Here is a 22,640-nt window from a genome sequence, read left to right as displayed (position 1 = left end):
TGCTTTGATTGATTCCCCTCTTATGAGGCGTATGATCTTAGGGAGTTAGCTTTTGAATTAATACGGAAGCATTAGAATTTATTTGTGTTCCTCCGGCCAAAGTTTGTAGCGTAACTGCAGCAGCACTTGTATGATTTCGTATTGTTATGACATCGGCAGCGGCTGCGGTAATAATTACCATACCAGGATTCGGTTGTGTTCCTGCTCCTGATCCATATATTGCTCCAGCAACTGCAGCTCCATTTTGAAAAACAGCAAATTGATTCGGTTCAACTCCTGCTACATTAAACCAAATGGCGTAGTTTCCAGCGCTTCCAAATTGGATGGTGGATGTTCCGGGTGCATGTGCAATGGTGCCAACGATAACTCCATTGGTACTAAATTGTATATCTGCTTCTAAAGCAACCACCTGAGCAGCTAAATTGTATATATAAGCAAATTCTGATAACCCAGCAGTGCCAGCGGGTCCAGTAGGACCGGTGCCTCCAGTCGGGCCGGTGCTTCCAGTGGGTCCAGTAGGACCGGTATCTCCGGTTGGTCCAATAGGACCGGTGCTTCCAGTGGGCCCAGTAGGACCAGTGCTTCCAGTGGGTCCAGTCGGGCCGGTATCTCCGGTGGGTCCAATCGGGCCAGTGCTTCCAGCGGGTCCAGTCGGACCGGTGTCTCCAGTAGGTCCAATCGGACCAGTACTTCCAGCGGGTCCAGTCGGACCGGTGTCTCCAGTAGGTCCAATCGGACCAGTACTTCCAGCGGGTCCAGTCGGACCGGTGCTTCCAGTAGGTCCAATAGGGCCGGTATCTCCAGTAGGTCCAATAGGACCGGTGCTTCCAGCGGGTCCAGTCGGACCGGTGTCTCCAGTAGGTCCAATCGGGCCGGTATCTCCGGTTGGCCCAATAGGACCGGTGCTTCCAGTAGGTCCAATAGGGCCGGTATCTCCGGTTGGCCCAATAGGACCGGTACTTCCAACGGGTCCAGTCGGACCGGTGTCTCCAGTAGGTCCAACAGGACCGGTATCTCCAGTAGGTCCAATCGGACCGGTACTTCCAGCGGGTCCAGTCGGACCGGTGTCTCCAGTAGGTCCAACAGGACCGGTATCTCCAGTAGGTCCAATAGGACCAGTGCTTCCAGCGGGTCCAGTCGGGCCGGTATCTCCAGTAGGTCCAATAGGACCAGTATCTCCAGTAGGACCTATAGGACCGGTGCTTCCAGCGGGTCCAGTCGGGCCGGTGTCTCCAGTAGGTCCAATAGGACCAGTATCTCCAGTAGGACCTATAGGACCGGTGTTTCCAGTGGGTCCAGTCGGGCCGGTGTCTCCAGTAGGTCCAATAGGACCAGTATCTCCAGTAGGACCAGTGCTTCCAGCGGGTCCAGTCGGGCCGGTGTCTCCAGTAGGTCCAATAGGACCAGTATCTCCAGTAGGACCTATAGGACCGGTACTTCCAGCGGGTCCAGTCGGGCCGGTGTCTCCAGTAGATCCCTGAGCGCCAGTGGCGCCAGTAGGCCCAGTGGGACCCTGAACACCGGTAGCGCCGGTAGGCCCAGTGGGACCCTGAGCGCCAGTAGCGCCAGTGGCCCCGGTAGGCCCAGTAGGACCTTGAGCGCCAGTAGCGCCAGTAGCGCCAGTAGCCCCGGTAGGCCCAGTAGGACCCTGAGCGCCAGTAGCGCCAGTGGCCCCGGTAGGCCCAGTAGGACCCTGAGCGCCAGTAGCGCCAGTGGTCCCGGTAGGCCCAGTAGGACCCTGAGCGCCAGTAGCGCCAGTGGCCCCGGTAGGCCCAGTAGAACCCTGAGCGCCAGTAGCACCAGTAGCCCCGGTAGGCCCAGTAGGACCCTGAGCGCCAGTAGCGCCAGTAGCCCCGGTAGGCCCAGTGGGACCCTGAGCACCAGTAGCGCCAGTAGCACCAGTAGGGCCAGTGGGACCCTGAGCACCAGTAGCGCCAGTAGCACCAGTAGCGCCAGTAGGGCCAGTGGGACCCTGAGCGCCAGTAGCGCCAGTGGCCCCGGTAGCACCAGTAGCACCAGTAGCACCAGTAGCACCAGTAGCACCAGTAGCACCAGTAGCACCAGTAGCGCCAGTAGCGCCAGTGGCCCCAGTAGGCCCATTGGGACCCTGAGGCCCGGTAGGTCCAGTACGCCCAGTAGGTCCAGTAGGTCCAGTAGGTCCTACGCAACGACAACATTTGCACCGACAAGGTTCACAATTTATACATCCATTATTGCAGCACCTATCTGAAGAACATTTCTTTCCGCCGCCACAATTGCATATATTTATTTCCTCAAATTCATTAGGCTTCATAAAACTCCCTCCTAAAATTATTTAACAGCGTAATTTGACGCCTAATATATAATATTCAAAAATAATCAAACTGGGATTTACTTCTTTTTAAGTATAATTTCATGGGAGTTATCTGTTTTTGCTATTCCGCCGTAAATTTTATCCTACAACTATTTTTTTACATCCATGACACACCCTAGTTACCATAATTTTACTGTTTTCCATAATTTTGTTATAATTACAATAATGGCAATTTTATAATTAAATTCTTACATAAGGGTAGGACATGGTATAGATAGAACTTAGTAAATTAGATGGTAAATCTAGAAATATGCTGTCATATTTAAATACCAATTCCAAGCTGTCCAGCTCCATATTTGCAGAAGCATTTAATCAACATTATAAATCAGATCTTGATGAGGCAATTGAAGCCCTTTCTCTTTTAGAAAGCAAATCTCCTGTTAAAGCAAAACCCAAAATGATGTGATTATTATAATGATACAAGTAACTCATTCCGGTCGTACATACGAACAAGATTTATTTGAAATAAATAGGGAACCTATCTTTTTTACTTTTTCAATCCTTGTTGCTTTATTTGTGGCAGCCATTTTTTCGTATTTCTTCATCAAATCACTACCTCTTTATGATTTTACGTAATATTTCATCCATACTCTGGCGCATTTCTTTTGTTTCCATTGCCAATACATCATTGCTCATTCTCCCAATTAAATCAAGTTGACTTTTTAACTGAATTAGATCAGTTCGATAACCTTTTCGTTCTGAATCTTCAGTATTTAAGTAGATTAGATAACGTTCAATATGTTCTCCATCCAATTCTGCATTAGATTGTATTAGAGGATGATTTCTACAAGAAAATGTGTAAAGCGATTGACTGCCACTAAGTAGTAGTTTCACTCTCGCTGCATTTTTCACCACTCAAAAAAGAGCTGATACTAAATAGACCATATAATCTACTTTCGCATCAACTTCTTATGAAGAATAACTATCCCAACACTTAAAATTATCCCAAAAGATTCATTTATCTACGTTTTGCTAATAGTACAGTTCTTTAAGTATAGTTAACTTAATGCACTTGAATTTCGCACGCAGAATATGTGCACAAGATACACACTTTATAATCCAAGTGACTCTTGCTAGGGGCATCCCCGTAAAACCATCTATATTTATATAGTAATGGTATCTTTTATTGTTATAGAACCATATTCAATCAAATCTGATGTCCAACAACAAACAGTGGAATTAACAGCAGAAAACTCCTATTTAATATTTAACCCCAAAGAAGGTTATGACCTTTACGTTAATAACCAATATTTTGGTACTGTCACTGAAATCAGAGATTCATTTTCCAAGCTGCCAATATATAAAAATTCAAAGGAGGCGATCACTAAATAATCATCTATTAAAATAAACCGAATAATATCATCCCAAATTAATATTAAATCCTCCTCGCCATTAACAAGACGGGGAGGATTTTGAAAAAGATTAAGTTTATCTATCGTAATTATCATGAATCATTACTAAATTAAGACTATGATTTCTTCTATTTCGCAGATTTAGCTTCTGCTTCCGTTAAGATATCCACATATGCGTTTCTCAGTTCTTCCTCTGCGGAGCAATGCTGCATATAATACCAATCCGTAACTTTTTTAGTGATTTCCTCATCGCTTCCTTCGGCTTTAAAAGGATATACTACAATTAATTTATCTGATTCTTTGTTTCTTAAACCGATTGCCATTGCACTTTCAAATTTTCCCATTTTAGATTTCCTTTCCTATAGCAATCCTGTAAGGAGCTTGCTTTTTTTTGATTAAAATATTATAAATTACATAATTTAAGATATCAAAGATATTTCATACGTATCTTAAAAAAGGTAAATTTATGGTAATTTGACTTTTTATATTTACTGGCTTCCCCTATTTTAACCACAATATCATGTTTGAATCCATTATCCATTTATAATACCGATCTATCGATATCTAAAAGAACAAGGTCATGTTTTCCGATTCTTCATAAAAAATTGATTGAGTATAAACTTACTAGAAAACAAATTAACAAAAATTAAAAAAAGATAGAGTTGCGCATATAATTTAAGTGTCCATTGGTAGACAAAAAATAAATCTAAAAATGGGAGTAGCCGGCAAGATGGGGGAATCTTACCGGCTGAGTATGAAAAAAAATAATTAAAATGTTGTCTCTTTACATTTATTAATATATCGTATAAATGTGATGGGAGTTTGATCAATTTGTGAAGAGATTGTGAAAATAAGCCTTCATGTTAATGACCCAACATTTGGATTTTTATTTCTAATAGCTATTGCTTAAAATAGTTTCTTATAAATTAAGACTGGTAGCTCTTTCTCATACGCAGCAAGTTTTTCAACTAGAGTAACGAAATGCGACGTTTGTGTATGGCGTTTTAGTGCATCCATATCGTCCCATTCTTCAACTAAGGTCAGGTTATTGGGATCGTCTAATTCTTGAAACAACTCATAGGAAATACAACCCTGTTCTTTTACAGTTTCTGCGACCAACAGCTTATAAAGCGAAAGAGCGTCGGTTAAATGGTTTTCTTTTATTACGCTTCTTGCAATTACTTTTATCATGTCATCTCCTTCTTACATTTAATTCATTCAAGCTTAACATGAAAAGATCGGCACATCAATTGAATTAGATGATTCGTGGTTAATCATGCCTCAAAAAGAAGCCTTAAATGTATTGAGTAAATAGGTTAAGTACCTTGTGTGTTTGGAGGAAAATTTCTCTATAAAAGACGTTTCTAATGCGAATGCAGAAAAAAAACGCTAAGCTGGAAGCAATTATTGGTAATGCGTATATGACTAGAATACACAATTATTTACGGGATGAGAAGCGTTGGATTTAAGACGATTTTATATCTGCAATTGGGTAGATAAAGCAACTGGAGGTAGCAATAATAGGTGGAAATAACCCTGTTTTTCACTTTTTGATTTCTTGTAGCATAAATTATAGTATGTCTTATTAAGAAAGGAGTGGGAATATATGTGCTGCTTTAATAATGGTTGTTGCAGACGTAATTGTAGATGTGAATCCTGGTGTAACCGTAACAATAATCGTTGGCCATGTGAACGAGAAATAAGAGAATCTTACGAAAATAGTTTCAATGAGGGTCGTAACAGATGTGGTGGTAGAGAGTCAGAATCTAACGATAATTTTAACGATAACTTCAGCGATAACTTTAGAGAAAACTTTAATGATAACTTTAGAGAAAACTTTAATGATAACTTTAATGATAACTTTAATGATAACTTTAATGATAACTTAAATCATAACTTAAATGATAACTTTAGCAATAACTTAAATGATAACTTTAGTAATAATTTCAGCGATAACTTTAGTAATAACAATATCTTTTTTATTAACTTTAATGTTGATGATAACATAGAAGTTTAATAAGCAATAAAAGGCAGTTATCCGGCATTTGGGTACTGCCTTTACATAAAACGGTATCTATGATTTTGATTAATCTCCGACAACATAATGGTCCATATCGCCTTGGTTTAAATGAAAAAACCAGGTGAGATTAAAGTTCTCTAAAAACTTGATTCTAAATAGATAAATAAGGTTGTTTCTGGAATCTTACAAGATTATCTGTTAAATCATTATAGATTGTGATAATATAAATAGTAAGAAAGAACCAAAGGAGAATCAGTATGGTCGAGAAAGCGGCTGCATTTGCGGCCAGGTCTCATGAGGGAGCCTATCGCAAAGGGACGAAAATTCCCTATATCGTCCATCCGCTAGAAACAGCAGTCATCGTTTCCGTGATGGCGTCAGATGAGGAACTCATTTGTGCTGCTCTCCTGCACGACGTGGTGGAAGATACCGGAGTCACCGAGGAAGAGCTTAGAAGAGAATTTGGTGTAAGAGTGGCTGAGCTTGTTATGGAAGAAACAGAAGATAAGTCAAAGAGTTGGAAAGAAAGAAAAAGTGCCACCATTCACCATCTGGAACATGCTTCCATGGAGTGTAAGATTCTTGTCCTTGCGGACAAGCTGAGCAATCTTAGGTCCACGGCAAGGGATTATTTTCTTATGGGAGATGAGATTTGGGAACGTTTTAACGAAAAGAATAAATCAGAACACGCCTGGTATTATAAGGGGATCGCAAAACGGCTTGTAGGCCTTGAGCAGTATCCTGCTTATCAGGAATACACTGCGTTGTGTAAACTGGTTTTTGGATAAGAATTAAAATACGGCAGGATTTCCAGTAACTGGGAATCCTGCCGTATTGCGTCTAAGATATAAAATTCCAGAGGTTACAGTGATTGCGCACGTTCCTGGACATTTTTATTAAAATTAATGACTTCATGCTCATAAACACTCTCCATTAAGGGTGAGGTGATGACGAAATCAGCGGTTGCTTTTGTATTTGCAATGGGAATATCATAAACCTGTGCAATACGCAAAAGAGCCTTTACATCTGGATCATGGGGCTGAGCTGTCAATGGATCAGAGAAAAAGATTACCATATCAATTCGTCCCTCAACTATCTTTGCACCAATTTGCTGATCACCGCCTAAAGGACCGCTGTTATATCCCTTTACAGGAAGTCCTGTCTGATCAGTAATCATACGGGCTGTTGTACCTGTGCCGCAGAGAGTGTGTTTTTTAAGGGTCTCTATGTGCTCCTTACACCAATCCATAAGTTCATGCTTTTTGTTGTCGTGGGCAATCAGTGCAATATTCTTTGTTTTTTGTAATGTGAGTGTGATAAAATCATCCTGTAACATCCGGTTCCTCCTGTGATTAGAAATAAATTTTATATCGAATGAAAATTATGTCTGATTCGGTGTAACACTCTGTAACGAATAGGTAATGGATAAATCTTTTCTGGAATATTCTTTTTTGAAATTATGAATGATTCGTTTTAATACGTTCTCTCCGTTTTCATAGGTGGCAGTCGGTAAAAGCATTAAGAACTGACTGACACTGTATCGGCTGAAAATATCTCCCCGGCGAAGGGAGTTTCTTATGGATTCTCCAAGCTCGTCCATTGCCCTTGTCTGGACAGCCGGTTTTAACAGCTCTCCCTTTAAGTTGCTAATGGTCAAAAGACATAAAAAGATGGAATCTCCAGTTCGTTCAATCGCCCTTGTTTCTAATTGATAGATGTCTCTGAATACAGACGGCTCGCAGCAAAAAGCACCTTTCTTGGTACTGCCTTCTAATAAGATTTCCCGAATGTTGCTTAAATCCATGGTAATTCCGTGTTTTTTATCGCTGATCAGCTTATAAAGCTCCTTAAATCTTATGGAAGGAGTAATGGCAAATTCATTATAGAACATATCATTGACTCTTTGATAATGTTCCATAGCCATAAGCTGGTTTCCGCTTTGATAGAGGGCACAGATTAGGTAATAATGGCCGTCCTCCCCATAAGGATCTATGGCAATGGCCTGCTGGCACACCTCGATCATGGTGGGATAGTTCTTTTCCTCATCAAGCATACTCAGTATTCGATTGACTAGCTTTTGATAAAGAGTATGATAATAGGTATGAATTGGGACTACCCAAGATTCCCATTCCGATTTCGGAAGGAAATTACCCTTATACAAGTCAAACGCCTCCATGCAGAGGGAAAGACGCTGGTCAAAGGTTAGTTGTGAGGCCTCTGATTGAACACACAAATCTTCAAAAAGATCGGTATCGCAGACCGTAGTAAGGTGCTTGGTCCAGCCATATGCCTTCCGGTTCTGGAAAATCAGCTCTTGCGTTGGGTATCCAAGAGGTTCCAATAGTTTTCGTACGCGAAACATGAGAGTCTTTAATGCGCCTGCAGGATTGTTACTTCCTTCATCCTTCCAAAACAGATCGATTAGTTCCTCCACTGGAATATCTCTCCCCCGAAAGGTGATAAGGTATTCCAAAAGACTCCACGGTTTTTTTGCCTGGTTATTCTGATCCACTATAGCCTTGTCCCCGATGGATATGGAGAATCCTCCCAGCATATTAACATAGATGACAGATTCCTGATTTTTCATTAGCTTCTCCAAATGGTGTTTTATAACTTAAAGTATATAGAAAAACAAGGAAAAAGTCTAGCTAAGCTTATAAAAGATTGTGATTTTTTTGGTCATACGATATAATTAAGGTAAAAATTGCAGGACGAAGGGGGGAATTTCCATGGAGAAAAGAAAACTAGCCACGGTTGTTCTTATAATAGGCCTAGTTCTCCTGGTGGCAGGCGCAAGTATGCTTCTTTTGGATTACCAAAAGAAAGACAAAGCAGATCGTCAATATGAAAGCTTACAAGAGCTGGCAACAGAAGAAAGTAGTGGGGAGACTAAAAGTATCCAGGATAAAGAAACCATAGCAGAGTCCAGTGGTGCATACGTATCCCCAATCCAGTTTGATGCCTTAAAAGCCATAAACCCGGATATTGTAGGTTGGCTTAAGATAGAAGGTACTTCCATTGATTATCCCATTGTACAGACTGATGACAATGAAACTTATTTGAATATGGATTTTGAAGGCAAAAAGAATGCTTCAGGAGCTATATTTCTTGACTATGAAAGTGAACCTGACTTTTCTGGAAGGCATAACATATTATACGGTCATCATATGAAAAATGGATCCATGTTTAAGGATATTATTAAATATAAGGAAGAATCATTTTTTAAGGAGCATCAAGATATCACAATCTACACCCCACAGCGGGAGTTTCATCTTCGGCCATTCACGGTTCTATATACGGATGCCGATGGCGAGCGGAGAAGAACAAAATTTGATACAGAGGAAGACTTTGATGGATATGTGGAGAAGATGACTAAGAAAGGACTTTTTTATCAGAAGCCTAACGAACCAATAGGCACACTTTGGTCTTTTGTAACCTGTAGTTATGAACTGGCAGATGCCAGGACAATTCTATATGCCTACGAGGTATCCCAGGTTGAAAAATAGGGAACAGTATGGTATATTACATATAATTCTGCATAAACTGCAGATTTGTAAAAGGAGATATGTATGGGAAAATATTTTGGAACCGACGGCTTTCGAGGGGAAGCAAACGTCATACTGACAGTAGAGCATGCTTATAAGGTAGGACGCTTTTTAGGCTGGTACTATGGACATAAAAATCCAGATGAAGTTTGCAGAATCGTAATCGGAAAAGATACAAGACGCAGCAGCTACATGTTTGAATATTCATTGGTAGCAGGACTTACAGCTTCTGGTGCGGATGCCTATCTGCTTCATGTTACGACGACCCCAAGTGTATCTTACGTAGTAAGAACCGAAGGTCTCTCCTGCGGAATCATGATTTCCGCCAGCCACAATCCTTATTATGACAATGGAATTAAAGTCATGAACGAAAAAGGTGAAAAGCTTGACGAAAGCGTTACGGATGAAATTGAGAAGTATTTAGACGGTGAGATGGGTGAACTTCCACTGGCAAAGCAGGATAAGATTGGACGTACGGTGGATTTTGCAGCAGGAAGAAACAGATATATTGGATATCTGATCTCCACTGCCACTCGTTCCTTTAAAAATAAGAAGGTAGCACTAGACTGTGCAAACGGCAGTGCTTCAGCCATTGCAAAGAACGTATTTGACGCTCTTGGAGCCGAGACACATGTCATCAGCAACGAGCCAAACGGCTTAAACATCAACACTGGTTGTGGTTCCACCCACATTGGCCAGCTTCAGAAATTTGTGAAGGAAGTAGGCGCTGACGTAGGTTTTGCCTATGATGGAGATGCGGATCGCTGCCTGGCAGTGGATGAAAACGGCAACGTGGTTGACGGCGACGGCATCCTGTATATCTGCGGAAAGTACATGAAGGAGCAGGGAACCTTAAAGAACAACAAGGTAGTGACTACAATCATGTCAAACTTCGGACTTTATAAAGCTTTCGAGCGAGAAGGTATTGAGTTTGAAAAGACCGCAGTAGGAGATAAATACGTTTACGAAAATATGGTTGCCAACGGCAATTGCCTTGGCGGCGAGCAGTCCGGCCATATTATTTTCAGCAAGCATGCAACCACCGGAGATGGCATTCTTACTTCTTTAAAGGTGATGGAAGTAATTCTTGAGAAAAAGGAAAGTCTTGCGAAGCTGGTTTCCGAGTTTGAGGTATTTCCTCAGGTCCTTAAAAATGTTCGTGTCCATGATAAGACAGCAGCACAAGATGATGAAGCAGTAAAGGCTGAAGTGGATAAAGTGGCTGAACTGTTAGGAGAGAGCGGAAGAATATTACTCCGTCAGTCCGGAACAGAACCTGTCGTTCGCGTTATGGTGGAGGCTGCAGACCTTAATACTTGTGAAACATACGTGGAACAGGTAATAGAGGTGATGAGGCAGAAAGGTCATTTGATTCCCTAATTCTAACAGGGAATTAGACCATAGGTTTAATTTCATATGAAATAAAAGGCAAGCCAGTATTTTCATGCAAATCAGGCTTGCCTTTTTTGAAACACATATGCTTTTTGCATGTTTTTTCCTTTTCACTTTCGTTGTAAAAAGGGTTGTTTCGTGATATGATATTTTTTAACTATGAAATATTTTGGGAGATCATAAAAATATGGATAAGAGAGATTTATCAAATTTAGGAGATCAGATCCTGGATTCGGTAGAAAGTGCAATCCGTTCCATGGATTTTAAAGAATTAAATAAAACCATATCTGATTCCGTTAACGATGCTCTGGATGAAGCTAGAACCCAGATGCAAAAACACGGAGATATGGGACGGTTTTCGTCATCAAAATCCTATCGAAGCCAATCCAGTGAAGGGGCAGAACCATACGCAAAAACGAAAAAGAGGCAGGATTTAGAGCCTGGATATCAGGCGTTTCAGACGAGCTACCCTGGCAGCAAGAAAGCGGGAGTGGGACAAGCCCCTAAGCCTCGTGAAGAGGGAATTAAGATCAACAATAATGGCCGTGTAGCAGGCATTCTTTTTACTGTCTTTGGGAGCATTGGTCTTGGACTCATGACCTTAGTACTTCTTGTGATGTGGATCATTGCCATGATTGCAAAGCCTGATATATGGGTGATTGGAGGCGCTTCGTTAATCATTACATCCTTTGGAGCTGTTTTTGGCTTTATGCTTAAAGGTGGAATTGATATGGGAAACCGAATAAAGAGAGGAAAGCTCTACGCCAAGCAGGCTGGAAGAAAGATGTATTGTACCATTGAGGAGTTAGCTGCACTGGTTGGAAAATCAAAGGAATTTGTCCGTAAGGATGTGCAGAAGATGATGGAACTTCGTATCTTTTCAAAAGCCTATCTAGACGAGCAGAAAACTTGTCTTATGCTGAGTGAGGATACTTATAAACAATACTTAGAGTGCCAAAAAGCATTAAAGGAAAGAAATAAGATTGAAATAGAAGAGGAAAAGCAAAAGTTTTCCAAAGAGTTTAAAGATATGATGGCAGCAGGTCGGAATTATTTGAACATGTTAAAGGAAGCCAACGATGCCATTCCAGGAGAAGTCATTTCTCAGAAGATATCAGATCTTGAAGATGTAATCCGTCGGATTTTTGATACCGTATCAAAGCACCCGGAACAGGGAAAAGAGATGGAACGCTTTATGGATTATTACCTGCCTACTACGGTAAAGCTTGTGAATGCTTATCGGGATTTTGACAGCGCAGGTTCCAGAGGAGAAAATGTAAACGCTGCAAAGGCTGAGATTGAGAAAACTCTGGACACCATTCAAAAAGCTTTTGAACGGCTCCTTGATGACTTATACGAAGATGCAGTTCTTGATGTTACCACGGATGCTTCGGTGATACAGACCATGTTAAAAAAGGATGGATTTGCAGAAAGTGATTTCCAAGGAGGTAAGCGAAATGAGTAAAGATATTGAAGAGATGTTAAAAGAAACACCGGAATTGACCCTGACTCCATTTTCAGATGCTGTGGTGGAAAGCACTGGAACAAAGGAAGAACTGATGAATGTTGAAGGCAGGCTTGAGGCAGTTCCTGAGACGAATCTGACTCCAGAGGAAGAACGACAAGTAGCTGATTTTGCGGAGAAGATCGATTTGCAAAATTCAAACCTGGTTCTTCAGTATGGTGCCAGTGCTCAAAAGAAGATTGCTGTTTTTTCAGAGACTGCCCTTGAAAATGTGAAATCCAAGGATCTAGGAGAAGTAGGCCAGATGCTTACGGATGTAGTGGTGGAGCTGAGAGGCTTTGAAAATGGAGAAGAGGAAAAAGGCTTTTTTGGTTTCTTTAAAAAGAATGCCAACCGTTTGGAAAACATGAAGGTAAAGTATGCAAAAGCAGAGGTGAATATAAACCAGATTTGCAAGGTGTTAGAAAATCATCAGATTCAGCTTTTAAAAGATATTGCTTTGCTTGATAAGATGTATGACTTAAACACCACATATTTTAAGGAACTGTCCATGTATGTCCTGGCTGGAAAGAGAAAGCTTAATAAGGTACAGCAGACGGAGCTTCCCGCTCTTTTAGACAAGGCATCAAAAAGCGGTCTTCCAGAAGATGCTCAGGCAGCCAATGACCTTGCATCGATGCTTAATCGATTTGAGAAGAAGATTCATGATCTGGAGTTGACCCGTATGATCTCCATTCAGATGGCTCCTCAGATTAGACTGGTTCAAAACAATGATACACTTATGACGGAGAAGATCCAGTCTACTCTAGTGAACACCATTCCGTTATGGAAGAGCCAGATGGTTCTTTCCATTGGAATCAACCATTCCGAGCAGGCGGCTAGAGCTCAGAGAGAGGTTACTGACATGACCAACGAGCTCCTTCGAAAGAATGCTGAAGTTTTAAAGACAGCAACCATTGAGACGGCGAAAGAATCAGAACGTGGAATTGTTGACGTAGAAACCCTTAAGAAGACCAATGAATCTCTTATTTCAACTCTTGATGAGGTGGTGCGCATTCAGGCAGAAGGAAGACAAAAGCGTATGGAGGCGGAAGCTGAGCTTGCCCGTATGGAAGGCGAACTAAAAAACAAATTGTTACAATTAAGCAAATAAATAAAAGTCAAAGGCTTTCAGCAGAAAATTTATTTTTCGGTTGTAAGCCTTCTTTCGTCGTGCTATAATAACATAACACTTTACCGTGACGCATTATCAGAGCATGGCATGTGATTTTAATGTAAAGGAATGATGAAGATGGGGCTAGACCTATAAAAGCCACGTTGTTTATTGTCAAAAAGTACAGCGTAATTTATCGACTCCAAAGCCTGTCATAGTTTTTAAAGGGATAAAAAGCAGAAGACTGCTTTATGGCAGAATCCGGCTGGAACCGGAACAGACTGACAAGTGAATGATAATGGAGGAGATAAGAGATGTTAAATTATGAAAGATATAAACAAGCACCGGTAATGAATTATCCGGAGAGACAATGGCCTGGTAAAAAGATTCAAAAGGCGCCAATTTGGTGCAGTGTGGATTTAAGAGATGGAAATCAGGCTTTGATAGAGCCAATGGTAGTGGAAGAAAAGATTGAGATGTTTCAGCTTCTTGTAAAGCTGGGCTTTAAGGAAATCGAGGTTGGTTTTCCAGCAGCGTCCCAGATTGAGTTTGACTTTATAAGGCAACTTGTGGAACGGAAGATGATTCCTGATGATGTGGTGGTTCAAGTCCTTGTTCAGTGCAGGGAACATCTGATCAAGAGAAGCATTGAAGCTTTAAGAGGTGTGAAAAAGGCTATTGTTCATATTTATAATTCTACATCCACTTTGCAACGTGATGTGGTTTTTAACAAAGATATGGATGAGATAAAGGCCATAGCAGTTCAGGGTGCACAGTGGGCGAAGCAGTACACGTCGGACTTTGATGGAGAAGTGATGTTTGAGTATACTCCTGAGAGTTTTACTGGAACCGAGCTTGAATATGCTCTTGACATCTGCAATGAAGTCCAGGAGATCTGGGGAGCAACTCCAGATAAAAAGATTATCATAAACCTTCCATCGACGGTAGAGATGACCACTCCTAATGTCTATGCAGATCAGATTGAATGGATGAATCAGCGTCTTAAAAACCGTGAAAGCATTATCTTAAGCATTCATCCTCATAACGACCGGGGAACCGGAGTTGCGGCTGCAGAGCTTGCTATCCTTGCCGGTGCAGACCGGGTGGAGGGCACTCTGTTTGGAAATGGAGAGAGAACCGGTAATCTTGATATATTAACGGTAGCTTACAATTTGTTTTCCCAGGGAATTGATCCTGAACTTCATCTTGAGAATATTCGTGAAATCTCAGATGTTTACGAGCGTTGTACTAAGATGGAGATTGCACCGAGACACCCTTATGCTGGAAAGCTTGTATTCACCGCTTTTTCCGGTTCCCATCAAGATGCCATCAACAAAGGCACGAAGGCGATGCGGGATAGAAAGAATACATTTTGGGAGGTTCCTTACCTGCCCATCGATCCATCAGATATTGGAAGACAGTATGAACCAGTGGTTCGTATCAACAGCCAGTCTGGCAAAGGCGGCGTAGCATTTGTTATGGATACCTTCTATGGCTTCAAGCTTCCAAAAGGCATGCACAAGGAATTTGCAGATGTGATTCAGGCTATTTCAGAGAAGCAGGGTGAAGTGGCTCCAGAGCAGATTCTTAATGAGTTCAATAGCAATTACACCGACAGGAAAGAACCCATTCATTTCCTTAAGGCTCAGATTACTGAGGCAGAAGACGATGTGGAATTCTCCACCTTCGCAAAGGTCCGCTATATGGATCATGGCGTGGAAAAAGTCTTCGAAGGAGTTGGAAACGGTCCTATCGATGCGGTACAAAAAGGTCTTGAAAAAGAGCTTGATATTGAAATCCGAGTACTCGACTATAGCGAGCATGCTCTTGCCTCTGGTTCAGGCGCAAAGGCTGCGTCCTATATTCATTTGTTGGATGTTCGCACCGGAAAGACAACTTACGGCGTAGGAATCAGTTCCAATATTACCAGAGCCTCAATCCGAGGTATTTTCAGTGCATTAAACCGGTTATTGTATTAAAATAGTAAGACGGGGTCAGCCTATGATGGCGGCCCCGTCTTTTTTGTGTAATAGGAAATTCATTGTTCTACCCTTCCAATGGGAAGAAGAATTTACTTTTCCAAAGGACTTTAGTATAATAAGAACAGTTTATAAATGACAGGAGAATGGAATTATGAAAAAATATGATTATGTATTGGTAGGGTGCGGATTGTATTCTGGTGTGTTTGCTTATCTTGCTCGTAAAATGGGAAAGAAGTGCCTTGTAGTGGAGAAGAGAAACCACATGGGTGGAAATATCTATTGTGAGGAGACAGAAGGCATTAACGTGCACACCTACGGCGCCCATATCTTCCACACAAGCAACAAGGAGATCTGGAAGTTTGTTAATGAGCTTGCGGAGTTCAACCGATATACCAACAGCCCAGTGGCTAATTTTAAAGGGGAGATTTATAACATGCCCTTTAACATGAATACCTTTAGCAAGATGTGGAACGTAGCCACTCCGGCAGAAGCAAAGGCAAAGATCGAGGAACAGAAGGCCTCCGTAAAAGGAGAGCCACAGAATTTAGAGGAACAGGCTATTAGCTTAGTAGGAACCGATATTTATGAGAAGCTGGTAAAGGGATATACAGAAAAGCAGTGGGGAAGAGATTGCAAGGAACTGCCTGCCTTTATCATTAAGAGGCTTCCGGTCCGTTTTACGTATGATAACAATTACTTTAACGACTTATACCAGGGAATCCCAATTGGCGGATACAATGTAATCATAGAAAAGTTATTTGAGGGATGTGACATCGAATTTGAGACCGATTATCTGGAAAACAGAGAGTATTATGACAGTCTTGGAGAAAAGACGGTGTATACTGGAATGATTGACGCCTTTTATGATTATCAGTTGGGAAAACTGGAATACAGAAGTCTTAAGTTTGATACAGAGACTTTGGATATGGACAACTACCAGGGGGTAGCTGTGGTGAACTATACAGACAGAGAAACTCCTTATACAAGAATCATTGAGCACAAGCATTTTGAATTCGGAACCCAGCCAAAGACTGTGATCACCAGAGAATATTCGGTGGCATGGGAAGAAGGAATGGAGCCTTATTATCCAGTGAACAATGAAAAGAATCAAGAACTGTATCAGCAGTATGCTTCCATGGCAGAAAAGGAATCAAACGTAATCTTTGGCGGTCGATTAGGGGAATACAAATATTACGATATGGACAAGGTTATTGAATCAGCCATGAAAGTAGCACAAGAGGAACTGAAATAGCCCGGAGGTCTCAGGTTGTTTACTTTTCCTATAAGATATAGTACAATACTACGGAACTAAAGGGACCAAACAGGTACAGGACGGGGGATTTTCATGAATGTTGTATACGCTTCCAATGACGGCTATGCCAGGCATCTCGCGGTATCCCTTTATTCTCTTTTGGAGCATAACAAAGAGGCAGATAAGATTTACTTATATATCTTGTCCATGGGATTATCCGAAGAGAATAAAAACCGTCTAATTGAGATTGGAGCCCAATTTGAACGTGAAGTTATTGTGATTGAGCTTGGAGACTTAAAAGAACGTTTTAGCTATGAAGTTGATACAGGCGGCTTTGATTTAAGTATCATGGCTCGTCTGTTTGTGGGAGAGGTACTGCCGGAAACAGAGGAACGGGTGCTTTATTTAGACTGTGACACCGTAGTAAACGCTTCCTTAAAGCGATTGTGGGAAATGAACCTTGAGTCAAATATGGTGGGCGCTGTAATGGAACCTACCATATACCCTGCTGTGAAAGAATCCATTGGACTTTCGCCGGAGGAACCTTACTTTAACTCCGGTGTACTTTTGATTGATTTAAATCGGTGGCGGAAGGAACAGGCCCAGAAGTTGTTACTGGATTTTTATTCTTCCAGAGGAGGAAAGCTATTTGCCGGAGATCAGGATACTATAAACGGAGCGTTAAAAGGAAGAATCAAACCTTTGCCGCCACGGTATAATTTCTTTACCAACTACCGGTATTTCCGTTACAGTCATCTGGCTAAGCTTTCCCCCGTGTATCAAACCATCACAAAAAAGTCGTTTCAGGAGGCAAAAAAGCATCCTGTGATTCTTCATTATATGGGAGATGAAAGACCATGGAAGAGGGGGAATTTAAATCATTACCGGAAGGTGTATGATCATTACCTTTCCCTGACCCCCTGGGCAGGCACGAAGAAGGAAGAGGGGAGTTACCTCTATATGGTGATATACCACCTCATGGATTACGCCACCTTTTTATGTCCGCCCATCCGGGATATGGTCAGCCGCCATTTTGGCATGAAGGTGATTAATTCCAGGAAAGATTCTTAAGGAGCGGATATGAATATAAGCTGTATTATCCTAAACTATAACGATGCCAAGACCACCATAAGTCTGGTGTCTGCCATAAAGGATTATGAATGTCTGGATTCCATTGTAGTGGTGGACAACCATTCCAGTGATGATTCCGTATCTGACCTCCAGGAGCTGAAGGATGAAAAGGTTCACTTTCTCATTTCTCCTGTAAATGGAGGGTATGGAAGTGGCAATAACCTTGGAATTCGCTATGCTTATGATACCCTTCATGCCAGTCACGTCTTGATCGCCAATCCAGATGTTATGGTCACGGAAGATTGTATCATAGCCATGAAAGAGGCATTTCAAAAAACAGATCGCCTGGCGGTGGCCGCAGCGGTTACCAAAGACCGAACTGGTGCTGTGGCTTTATCAAGCTGGAGGCTTCATGGTGTTTTTTTAGACCTGTTAGATACGGGATTGATCACAAGACGATTGTTTCAGCGTTGGCTCAATGATAGGCCAGAGCTTAAGGGGGAAAAGGGACATGCCTTTGTGGATGCGGTCCTTGGTTCCTTATTTCTAGCGGATGCTAAGGCATTGATGGAATGTGGCCTTTACGATGAGAAGGTCTTTCTTTATTATGAAGAAAAGATTCTTGGCTATCAGCTAAAGGAAAAAGGATATCGAACCTTACTTCTTCTTGGGGAATCCTATGTCCATCTCCATTCCGTATCCATTGATAAAAGCGTGAAATCAATTTTAAGGAAGCAGGCCATTCTTCATGAAAGCAAACTTCATTATTATAAAGCGTATTTAAAAATCAATCCATTGGAAGAATTATTAGCCAGGGGCTTCCTTGGCTTTTTGATGGTTGAGATTTGGTTTTTAACAAAAATCTTGGGACTGTCCTGGTAGCCAGTCCCTTCTTTAAGGGAAAGGAGGCCTAAATCATGGTAACCATTCTTATGGCAACCTACAATGGAGAGGCTTACATTCGGCAGCAGTTGGATTCTTTACTAAACCAGACCCATAAAAAGCTTAGCATCTTAATCTCTGATGATCAATCCACGGATCGAACCCCTGAGATTATAAATGAATATAAAAAAAAGTATTCGGAGCAGATTCAAAGCCTCATTCATTTAAAACCATCTGGCAGCCCTCAAAACAATTTTTTTCGCCTATTAAGTTCCGTAGATGATGATTATGTCATGCTCTGTGACCAAGATGATGTCTGGCTATCTGATAAGGTAGAGGTCACGTTAAACGAGATGAGACGTCTGGAAAGCCAGTGGGGCAAGGACCTGCCTCTTTTGGTTCACGGAGACCTATCCGTGACAGACGAGAAGGGGACCATTCGTCATCCATCAATGGCAAAGTTTCAAAAAATTGCGGTCTATGATAACCGATTTACCCACTACCTAGTTGAGAACAACATAACGGGAAATACGATTATGATCAATCGTAGCTTTCTCCCCTTCTTTTCCTATCTGCCAAAACAATGCATGATGCACGACTGGTGGCTTGGACTTTTGGCTAGTTGCTTCGGGAAAATCTCTTATGTTGACAGACCATTGCTGCTTTACCGGCAGCATGGGGGCAATCAAGTGGGCTCTAAGGGCGGTTTGGAACAGTATGTAAACCGGTTGACCAAAAAAGAGCGGAGTAAGGAACAGTACCGAAAGATGTTTTTACAGGCTAGATCATTCTTAAATCATTACGGCAAGGAAATGGACGAAGAAAAGAGAGAAGCCCTGGAACAATTCGTTCAACTTCCAAATAGGAGCCGTTTGAATAAAGTGAGAATCATCTTAAAATACAAATTTTATAAAAGCACCGTCATAAGAACGTTCGGTCAGATGCTTTCCATCTGAATGCTTTTGTAGCAATGGAATACGGAGGAAATGAATAATTATGATACCGGAAGAAAAAGAAATATTAGTGACGAAAGCATCTATGCCTTCCTACGAGGAGTTTATAGAAGAGATAAAACCCATCTGGGACACTGCCTGGATGACCAATATGGGAGAATTTCATGACCGCTTAAAAGAGCAGCTGAAAGCCTACTTAAAGGCATCCAACCTTCTTTTGTTTGTCAATGGACATATGGCTTTGGAGATGACACTTCAGGCCATGAATCTTTCCGGAGAGGTAATAACCACTCCATTTTCCTTTGCTTCCACCACTCACGCCATTATGAGAAATAATTTAACTCCTGTTTTCTGTGATATCAGAAAAGAGGATTATACCATGGATCCGGACCGTATCGAGGAACTCATTACCCCTAAGACCACAGCTATTCTTCCGGTGCATGTATATGGTAATGTTTGCGACGTAGAAAAAATTGAAAAAATAGCCAAAAAGCATAAGCTAAAAGTTATATACGATGCGGCTCATGCCTTTGGAGTAGAGGTAAATGGGAGAGGAATCGGAACTTTTGGAGATGCTTCCATGTTCAGTTTTCATGCCACAAAAGTATTTAATACCATTGAAGGTGGTGCTGTCACCTTTTCAGATCCTTCCCTGGAAGTTCTTTTAAATTACTTAAAAAACTTCGGGATTACAGGAAAAGAATCCGTGGAATATGTGGGCGGAAATGCGAAGATGAATGAATTTCAGGCTGCCATGGGGATCTGCAACTTAAGACATGTAGAAGAAAACATAGAAAAGCGAAGGCATGTGGTAGAACGTTACAAAGAGCGTCTTACTGGAATTCCCGGAATTCGCTTAAACCAGGAAAAAGAAGGCATACGGTTAAATTATGCTTATTTCCCTGTTATTTTTGACGGATTTACTAAGTCACGCAATGAGGTGTATGAATGTTTGGCAGCTCATCATGTTTTCGCGAGAAAGTATTTCTACCCTTTGATTACAGACTTTGATTGCTACCGGGAACAGTTTCAGGAGATCAGCCTTCCCCATGCAAAATGGGCGGCAGATAACGTACTGACTCTTCCGTTGTATGCAGATCTCTCGCTGGAAGAAGTAGATCGTATTTGTGATGTTATTTTGGAACTAAGATAAAGAAAGGCTCTTTTTCATAAGAACCAATTAGGAGGAACGGATGAAGACAGCACTGGTAACCGCAATTGGATCATTTTCTGCGGATATAGTAATAAAAAATCTAAAAAACAATGGGATTCGGGTCATAGGCTGTGATATCTATCCCGCTGAGTGGATTGCTGATGCAAAAAGTACAGACTCTTTCTATCAGGTTCCTTATGCAACACAAGAAAGTTCTTATGTGAGCCAAATGCTTTCCATTTGTGATGGAGAAAAAGTTGATGCCATCATTGTGTTGACTGATGTGGAAGCAGATGTATGGAACCGTCATAGAGAGGAATTAATAGCACATTCCATAACTCTTTGCCTTTCTGGTGAGGAGACCATGCTCTTATGCAGGGACAAAAGAAAAATGAGCTCTTTCCTCTTAGAAAAAGGATTGGGGAATCCCATTGAAACGGTAAATCTTTTAGACGCTGATATTGAGGCAATTCCTTATCCTGCTGTTGTAAAACCTTATAATGGAAGAAGCAGTCAGGGACTTCACTATGTTTCTTCTATTGAAGAGATGAAGAGTCTTCTCACCTTTTGTGAAGCAGAAGAATTTGTGGTACAACCTTTTTATAAAGGAAGCATTATCACAGTGGATGTGGTTCGCCAGGAAACAACGGGTGAATGCGCGGTAATCTGCAGAAAAGAACTTTTGCGGACAGGCAATGGCGCAGGAACTTCAGTACTTGTATTTTCTAATGATACTCTAGAGGCCATATGCAGGGAGATCGCAGAGGCATTAAACATAAACGGCTGTGTAAATTTTGAATTTATTGAAGGGGAAGATGGAATTTATCGTATGCTGGAATGCAATCCCCGTTTTTCAGGTGGTGTGGAGTTTTCCTGTCTGGCAGGATATGATTGCGTTACCAACCACATAAGATGCTTTACCGGAGAGAAGATCGAACCATTTCAAGGAATCACAAGCATGTATGTAGCCAGGAAATATGAGGAATATATTACAAAGATCGTGGAGAAAGAAGGCGAATGAGTATGAACGGAATGACTGATTCTAATATTATGGTAAGTGTGAACTGCGTCACATTTAATCACAAGGATTATATCCGTCAGGCTCTGGATAGCTTTTTGATGCAAAAAACAGACTTTGAATTCGAAATTCTGGTACACGATGATGCATCTACGGATGGGACTGGTGAAATCTTAAAAGAATACGAAAAAAAGTATCCTGGTAAGGTATTGCCTCTGATTCAGACAGAAAACCAGTATTCTCAAGGGATAGACAACATCAGCGGTGCTTTTAATTTTCCAAGGGCAAGAGGGAAATATATCTTCATGTGTGACGGAGATGATTACTGGGTCTCGCCAGATAAGATGCAAAAACAGGTAGATTATATGGAAGCCCATCCAGAATGTACTCTTTGCATTCATAGCGCCAAGATCCATTTGGTTGGAAAAGCGGTAACTGAGGGAAAGATGCGTCCATATTGTGGAAACAAGGTCATATCTCCGGAAGAGATTGTGGATAAGTCTTCTGGATACGCCATGTCCGCCATGGCATTTCCATCACGCCTCGTTAAGGAACTTCCTGATTATTATGTGGATTGTCCCGTAGGGGATACCCCCATCCAGATGATTGCAGCAAGTGTAGGATACGGTTACTACTTTGATGAGCCAATGAGTGCATACCGGGTGGGTGTTGCTGGTTCCTGGACTGTGGAGGGAAAAAGCGGTGACTATGAAAATAAACAGAAGACCTATTATGAGCGTATGAAAAAGGTTTACGAAGAGTATGATGTTGCAACCGGAGGACGGCTTCGGGAAGCCATTAAAAGTGCGGATAGAAGAACTTATTACCATACCATGGTCAATACCAGGCAGTTTAAGGAGATCTTGAATCCGGAGTACAGGAGATATTATAAGGAGCTGACGAAAAGAACCCGGTTCTTTATCCAGTTAGAGCACAGATTTCCAGGACTCTACGAATTCTTAAGAAGAAAATACCATAGCTAAAAGAAGTGAGATGGGAAACATAAATTCAGATATAAAAACAAGGGCAGAAGCTTAGTCATAAGCTTC

19 protein-coding genes are annotated in these 22,640 nt (G+C 41.6%); 14 read left to right on the top strand and 5 right to left on the bottom strand.

Going from position 1 to position 22,640, the window contains the following annotated elements; translation table 11 throughout:
- Positions 1-37 precede the first annotated feature (37 nt).
- Positions 38-2,293 carry a collagen-like domain-containing protein gene (locus BET01_RS22460; protein WP_147422786.1) on the bottom strand — a complete coding sequence of 752 codons (2,256 nt, stop codon included), beginning with the start codon at positions 2,291-2,293 and terminating at the stop codon, positions 38-40.
- A gap of 310 nt (positions 2,294-2,603) precedes the next feature.
- Between BET01_RS22460 and BET01_RS21475 the strand changes: the two genes are divergently transcribed.
- Positions 2,604-2,759, top strand: coding sequence for a hypothetical protein (locus BET01_RS21475; RefSeq protein ID WP_158584953.1), 156 nt, complete (start codon positions 2,604-2,606; stop codon positions 2,757-2,759).
- A 1,074-nt stretch (positions 2,760-3,833) separates the two neighbouring features.
- Here the strand turns inward: BET01_RS21475 and BET01_RS00595 are convergent.
- Together BET01_RS00595 and BET01_RS00590 are read right to left on the bottom strand one after the other, a co-directional pair.
- Positions 3,834-4,049 carry a hypothetical protein gene (locus tag BET01_RS00595; protein WP_120194826.1) on the bottom strand — a complete coding sequence of 72 codons (216 nt, stop codon included), beginning with the start codon at positions 4,047-4,049 and terminating at the stop codon, positions 3,834-3,836.
- Positions 4,050-4,611: 562 nt separating this feature from the next.
- Entirely contained in the window at positions 4,612-4,896 is a 285-nt protein-coding gene (locus BET01_RS00590) for a putative quinol monooxygenase (RefSeq protein ID WP_120194825.1), read from the bottom strand.
- 1,086 nt (positions 4,897-5,982) lie between these two features.
- On the opposite strand from BET01_RS00590, the gene BET01_RS00580 reads away from it, so the two are divergent.
- Positions 5,983-6,513, top strand: coding sequence for an HD domain-containing protein (locus tag BET01_RS00580; RefSeq protein WP_120194823.1), 531 nt, complete (start codon positions 5,983-5,985; stop codon positions 6,511-6,513).
- Positions 6,514-6,587: 74 nt separating this feature from the next.
- Here BET01_RS00580 and BET01_RS00575 read toward each other — a convergent pair whose 3' ends face one another.
- Positions 6,588-7,061: a methylglyoxal synthase gene (locus BET01_RS00575; RefSeq protein ID WP_120194822.1), complete on the bottom strand. Its 474-nt coding sequence runs from the start codon at positions 7,059-7,061 to the stop codon at positions 6,588-6,590.
- 45 nt (positions 7,062-7,106) lie between these two features.
- Positions 7,107-8,312, bottom strand: coding sequence for a BTAD domain-containing putative transcriptional regulator (locus tag BET01_RS00570; RefSeq protein WP_120194821.1), 1,206 nt, complete (start codon positions 8,310-8,312; stop codon positions 7,107-7,109).
- A 142-nt stretch (positions 8,313-8,454) separates the two neighbouring features.
- On the opposite strand from BET01_RS00570, the gene srtB reads away from it, so the two are divergent.
- The 12 genes from srtB to BET01_RS00510 all read left to right on the top strand — a co-directional run bounded on the left by srtB (position 8,455) and on the right by BET01_RS00510 (position 22,574).
- Positions 8,455-9,231, top strand: coding sequence for a class B sortase (gene srtB / locus BET01_RS00565; RefSeq protein WP_120194820.1), 777 nt, complete (start codon positions 8,455-8,457; stop codon positions 9,229-9,231).
- 63 nt (positions 9,232-9,294) lie between these two features.
- Positions 9,295-10,650, top strand: a complete 1,356-nt coding sequence (gene glmM, locus BET01_RS00560; RefSeq protein WP_120194819.1) for a phosphoglucosamine mutase — start codon at positions 9,295-9,297, stop codon at positions 10,648-10,650.
- A 199-nt stretch (positions 10,651-10,849) separates the two neighbouring features.
- Positions 10,850-12,127: a 5-bromo-4-chloroindolyl phosphate hydrolysis family protein gene (locus tag BET01_RS00555; protein ID WP_120194818.1), complete on the top strand. Its 1,278-nt coding sequence runs from the start codon at positions 10,850-10,852 to the stop codon at positions 12,125-12,127.
- Positions 12,120-13,280, top strand: coding sequence for a toxic anion resistance protein (locus BET01_RS00550; RefSeq protein WP_120194817.1), 1,161 nt, complete (start codon positions 12,120-12,122; stop codon positions 13,278-13,280). Before BET01_RS00555 ends, BET01_RS00550 begins: the two co-directional genes overlap by 8 nt.
- A 314-nt stretch (positions 13,281-13,594) precedes the next feature.
- Positions 13,595-15,259 carry a 2-isopropylmalate synthase gene (gene leuA, locus BET01_RS00545; RefSeq protein WP_120194816.1) on the top strand — a complete coding sequence of 555 codons (1,665 nt, stop codon included), beginning with the start codon at positions 13,595-13,597 and terminating at the stop codon, positions 15,257-15,259.
- Between the two features lie 154 nt (positions 15,260-15,413).
- Positions 15,414-16,514 (top strand): UDP-galactopyranose mutase, encoded by a 1,101-nt coding sequence (glf, locus tag BET01_RS00540; RefSeq protein ID WP_120194815.1) that lies wholly within the window; start codon positions 15,414-15,416, stop codon positions 16,512-16,514.
- A gap of 93 nt (positions 16,515-16,607) precedes the next feature.
- Positions 16,608-17,585, top strand: coding sequence for a glycosyltransferase family 8 protein (locus tag BET01_RS00535; protein ID WP_120194814.1), 978 nt, complete (start codon positions 16,608-16,610; stop codon positions 17,583-17,585).
- 9 nt (positions 17,586-17,594) lie between these two features.
- Positions 17,595-18,467: a glycosyltransferase family 2 protein gene (locus tag BET01_RS00530; protein WP_120194813.1), complete on the top strand. Its 873-nt coding sequence runs from the start codon at positions 17,595-17,597 to the stop codon at positions 18,465-18,467.
- Between the two features lie 35 nt (positions 18,468-18,502).
- Positions 18,503-19,423 (top strand): glycosyltransferase family 2 protein, encoded by a 921-nt coding sequence (locus BET01_RS00525; RefSeq protein WP_120194812.1) that lies wholly within the window; start codon positions 18,503-18,505, stop codon positions 19,421-19,423.
- A 40-nt stretch (positions 19,424-19,463) separates the two neighbouring features.
- Entirely contained in the window at positions 19,464-20,573 is a 1,110-nt protein-coding gene (locus BET01_RS00520) for a DegT/DnrJ/EryC1/StrS family aminotransferase (RefSeq protein ID WP_120194811.1), read from the top strand.
- A 40-nt stretch (positions 20,574-20,613) separates the two neighbouring features.
- Positions 20,614-21,594 (top strand): ATP-grasp domain-containing protein, encoded by a 981-nt coding sequence (locus tag BET01_RS00515; RefSeq protein ID WP_120194810.1) that lies wholly within the window; start codon positions 20,614-20,616, stop codon positions 21,592-21,594.
- Complete coding sequence (locus BET01_RS00510) at positions 21,591-22,574, top strand: glycosyltransferase family 2 protein (RefSeq protein ID WP_330512254.1); 984 nt, start codon at positions 21,591-21,593, stop codon at positions 22,572-22,574. The genes BET01_RS00515 and BET01_RS00510 overlap by 4 nt, the downstream gene beginning before the upstream one ends.
- Positions 22,575-22,640: the final 66 nt, after the last annotated feature.

Source organism: Lacrimispora algidixylanolytica (assembly GCF_003609635.1).
In the GTDB taxonomy this organism is placed as follows: Bacteria; Bacillota; Clostridia; order Lachnospirales; family Lachnospiraceae; genus Lacrimispora; species Lacrimispora algidixylanolytica.
This window is presented reverse-complemented; position numbering and strand designations above follow the sequence as displayed.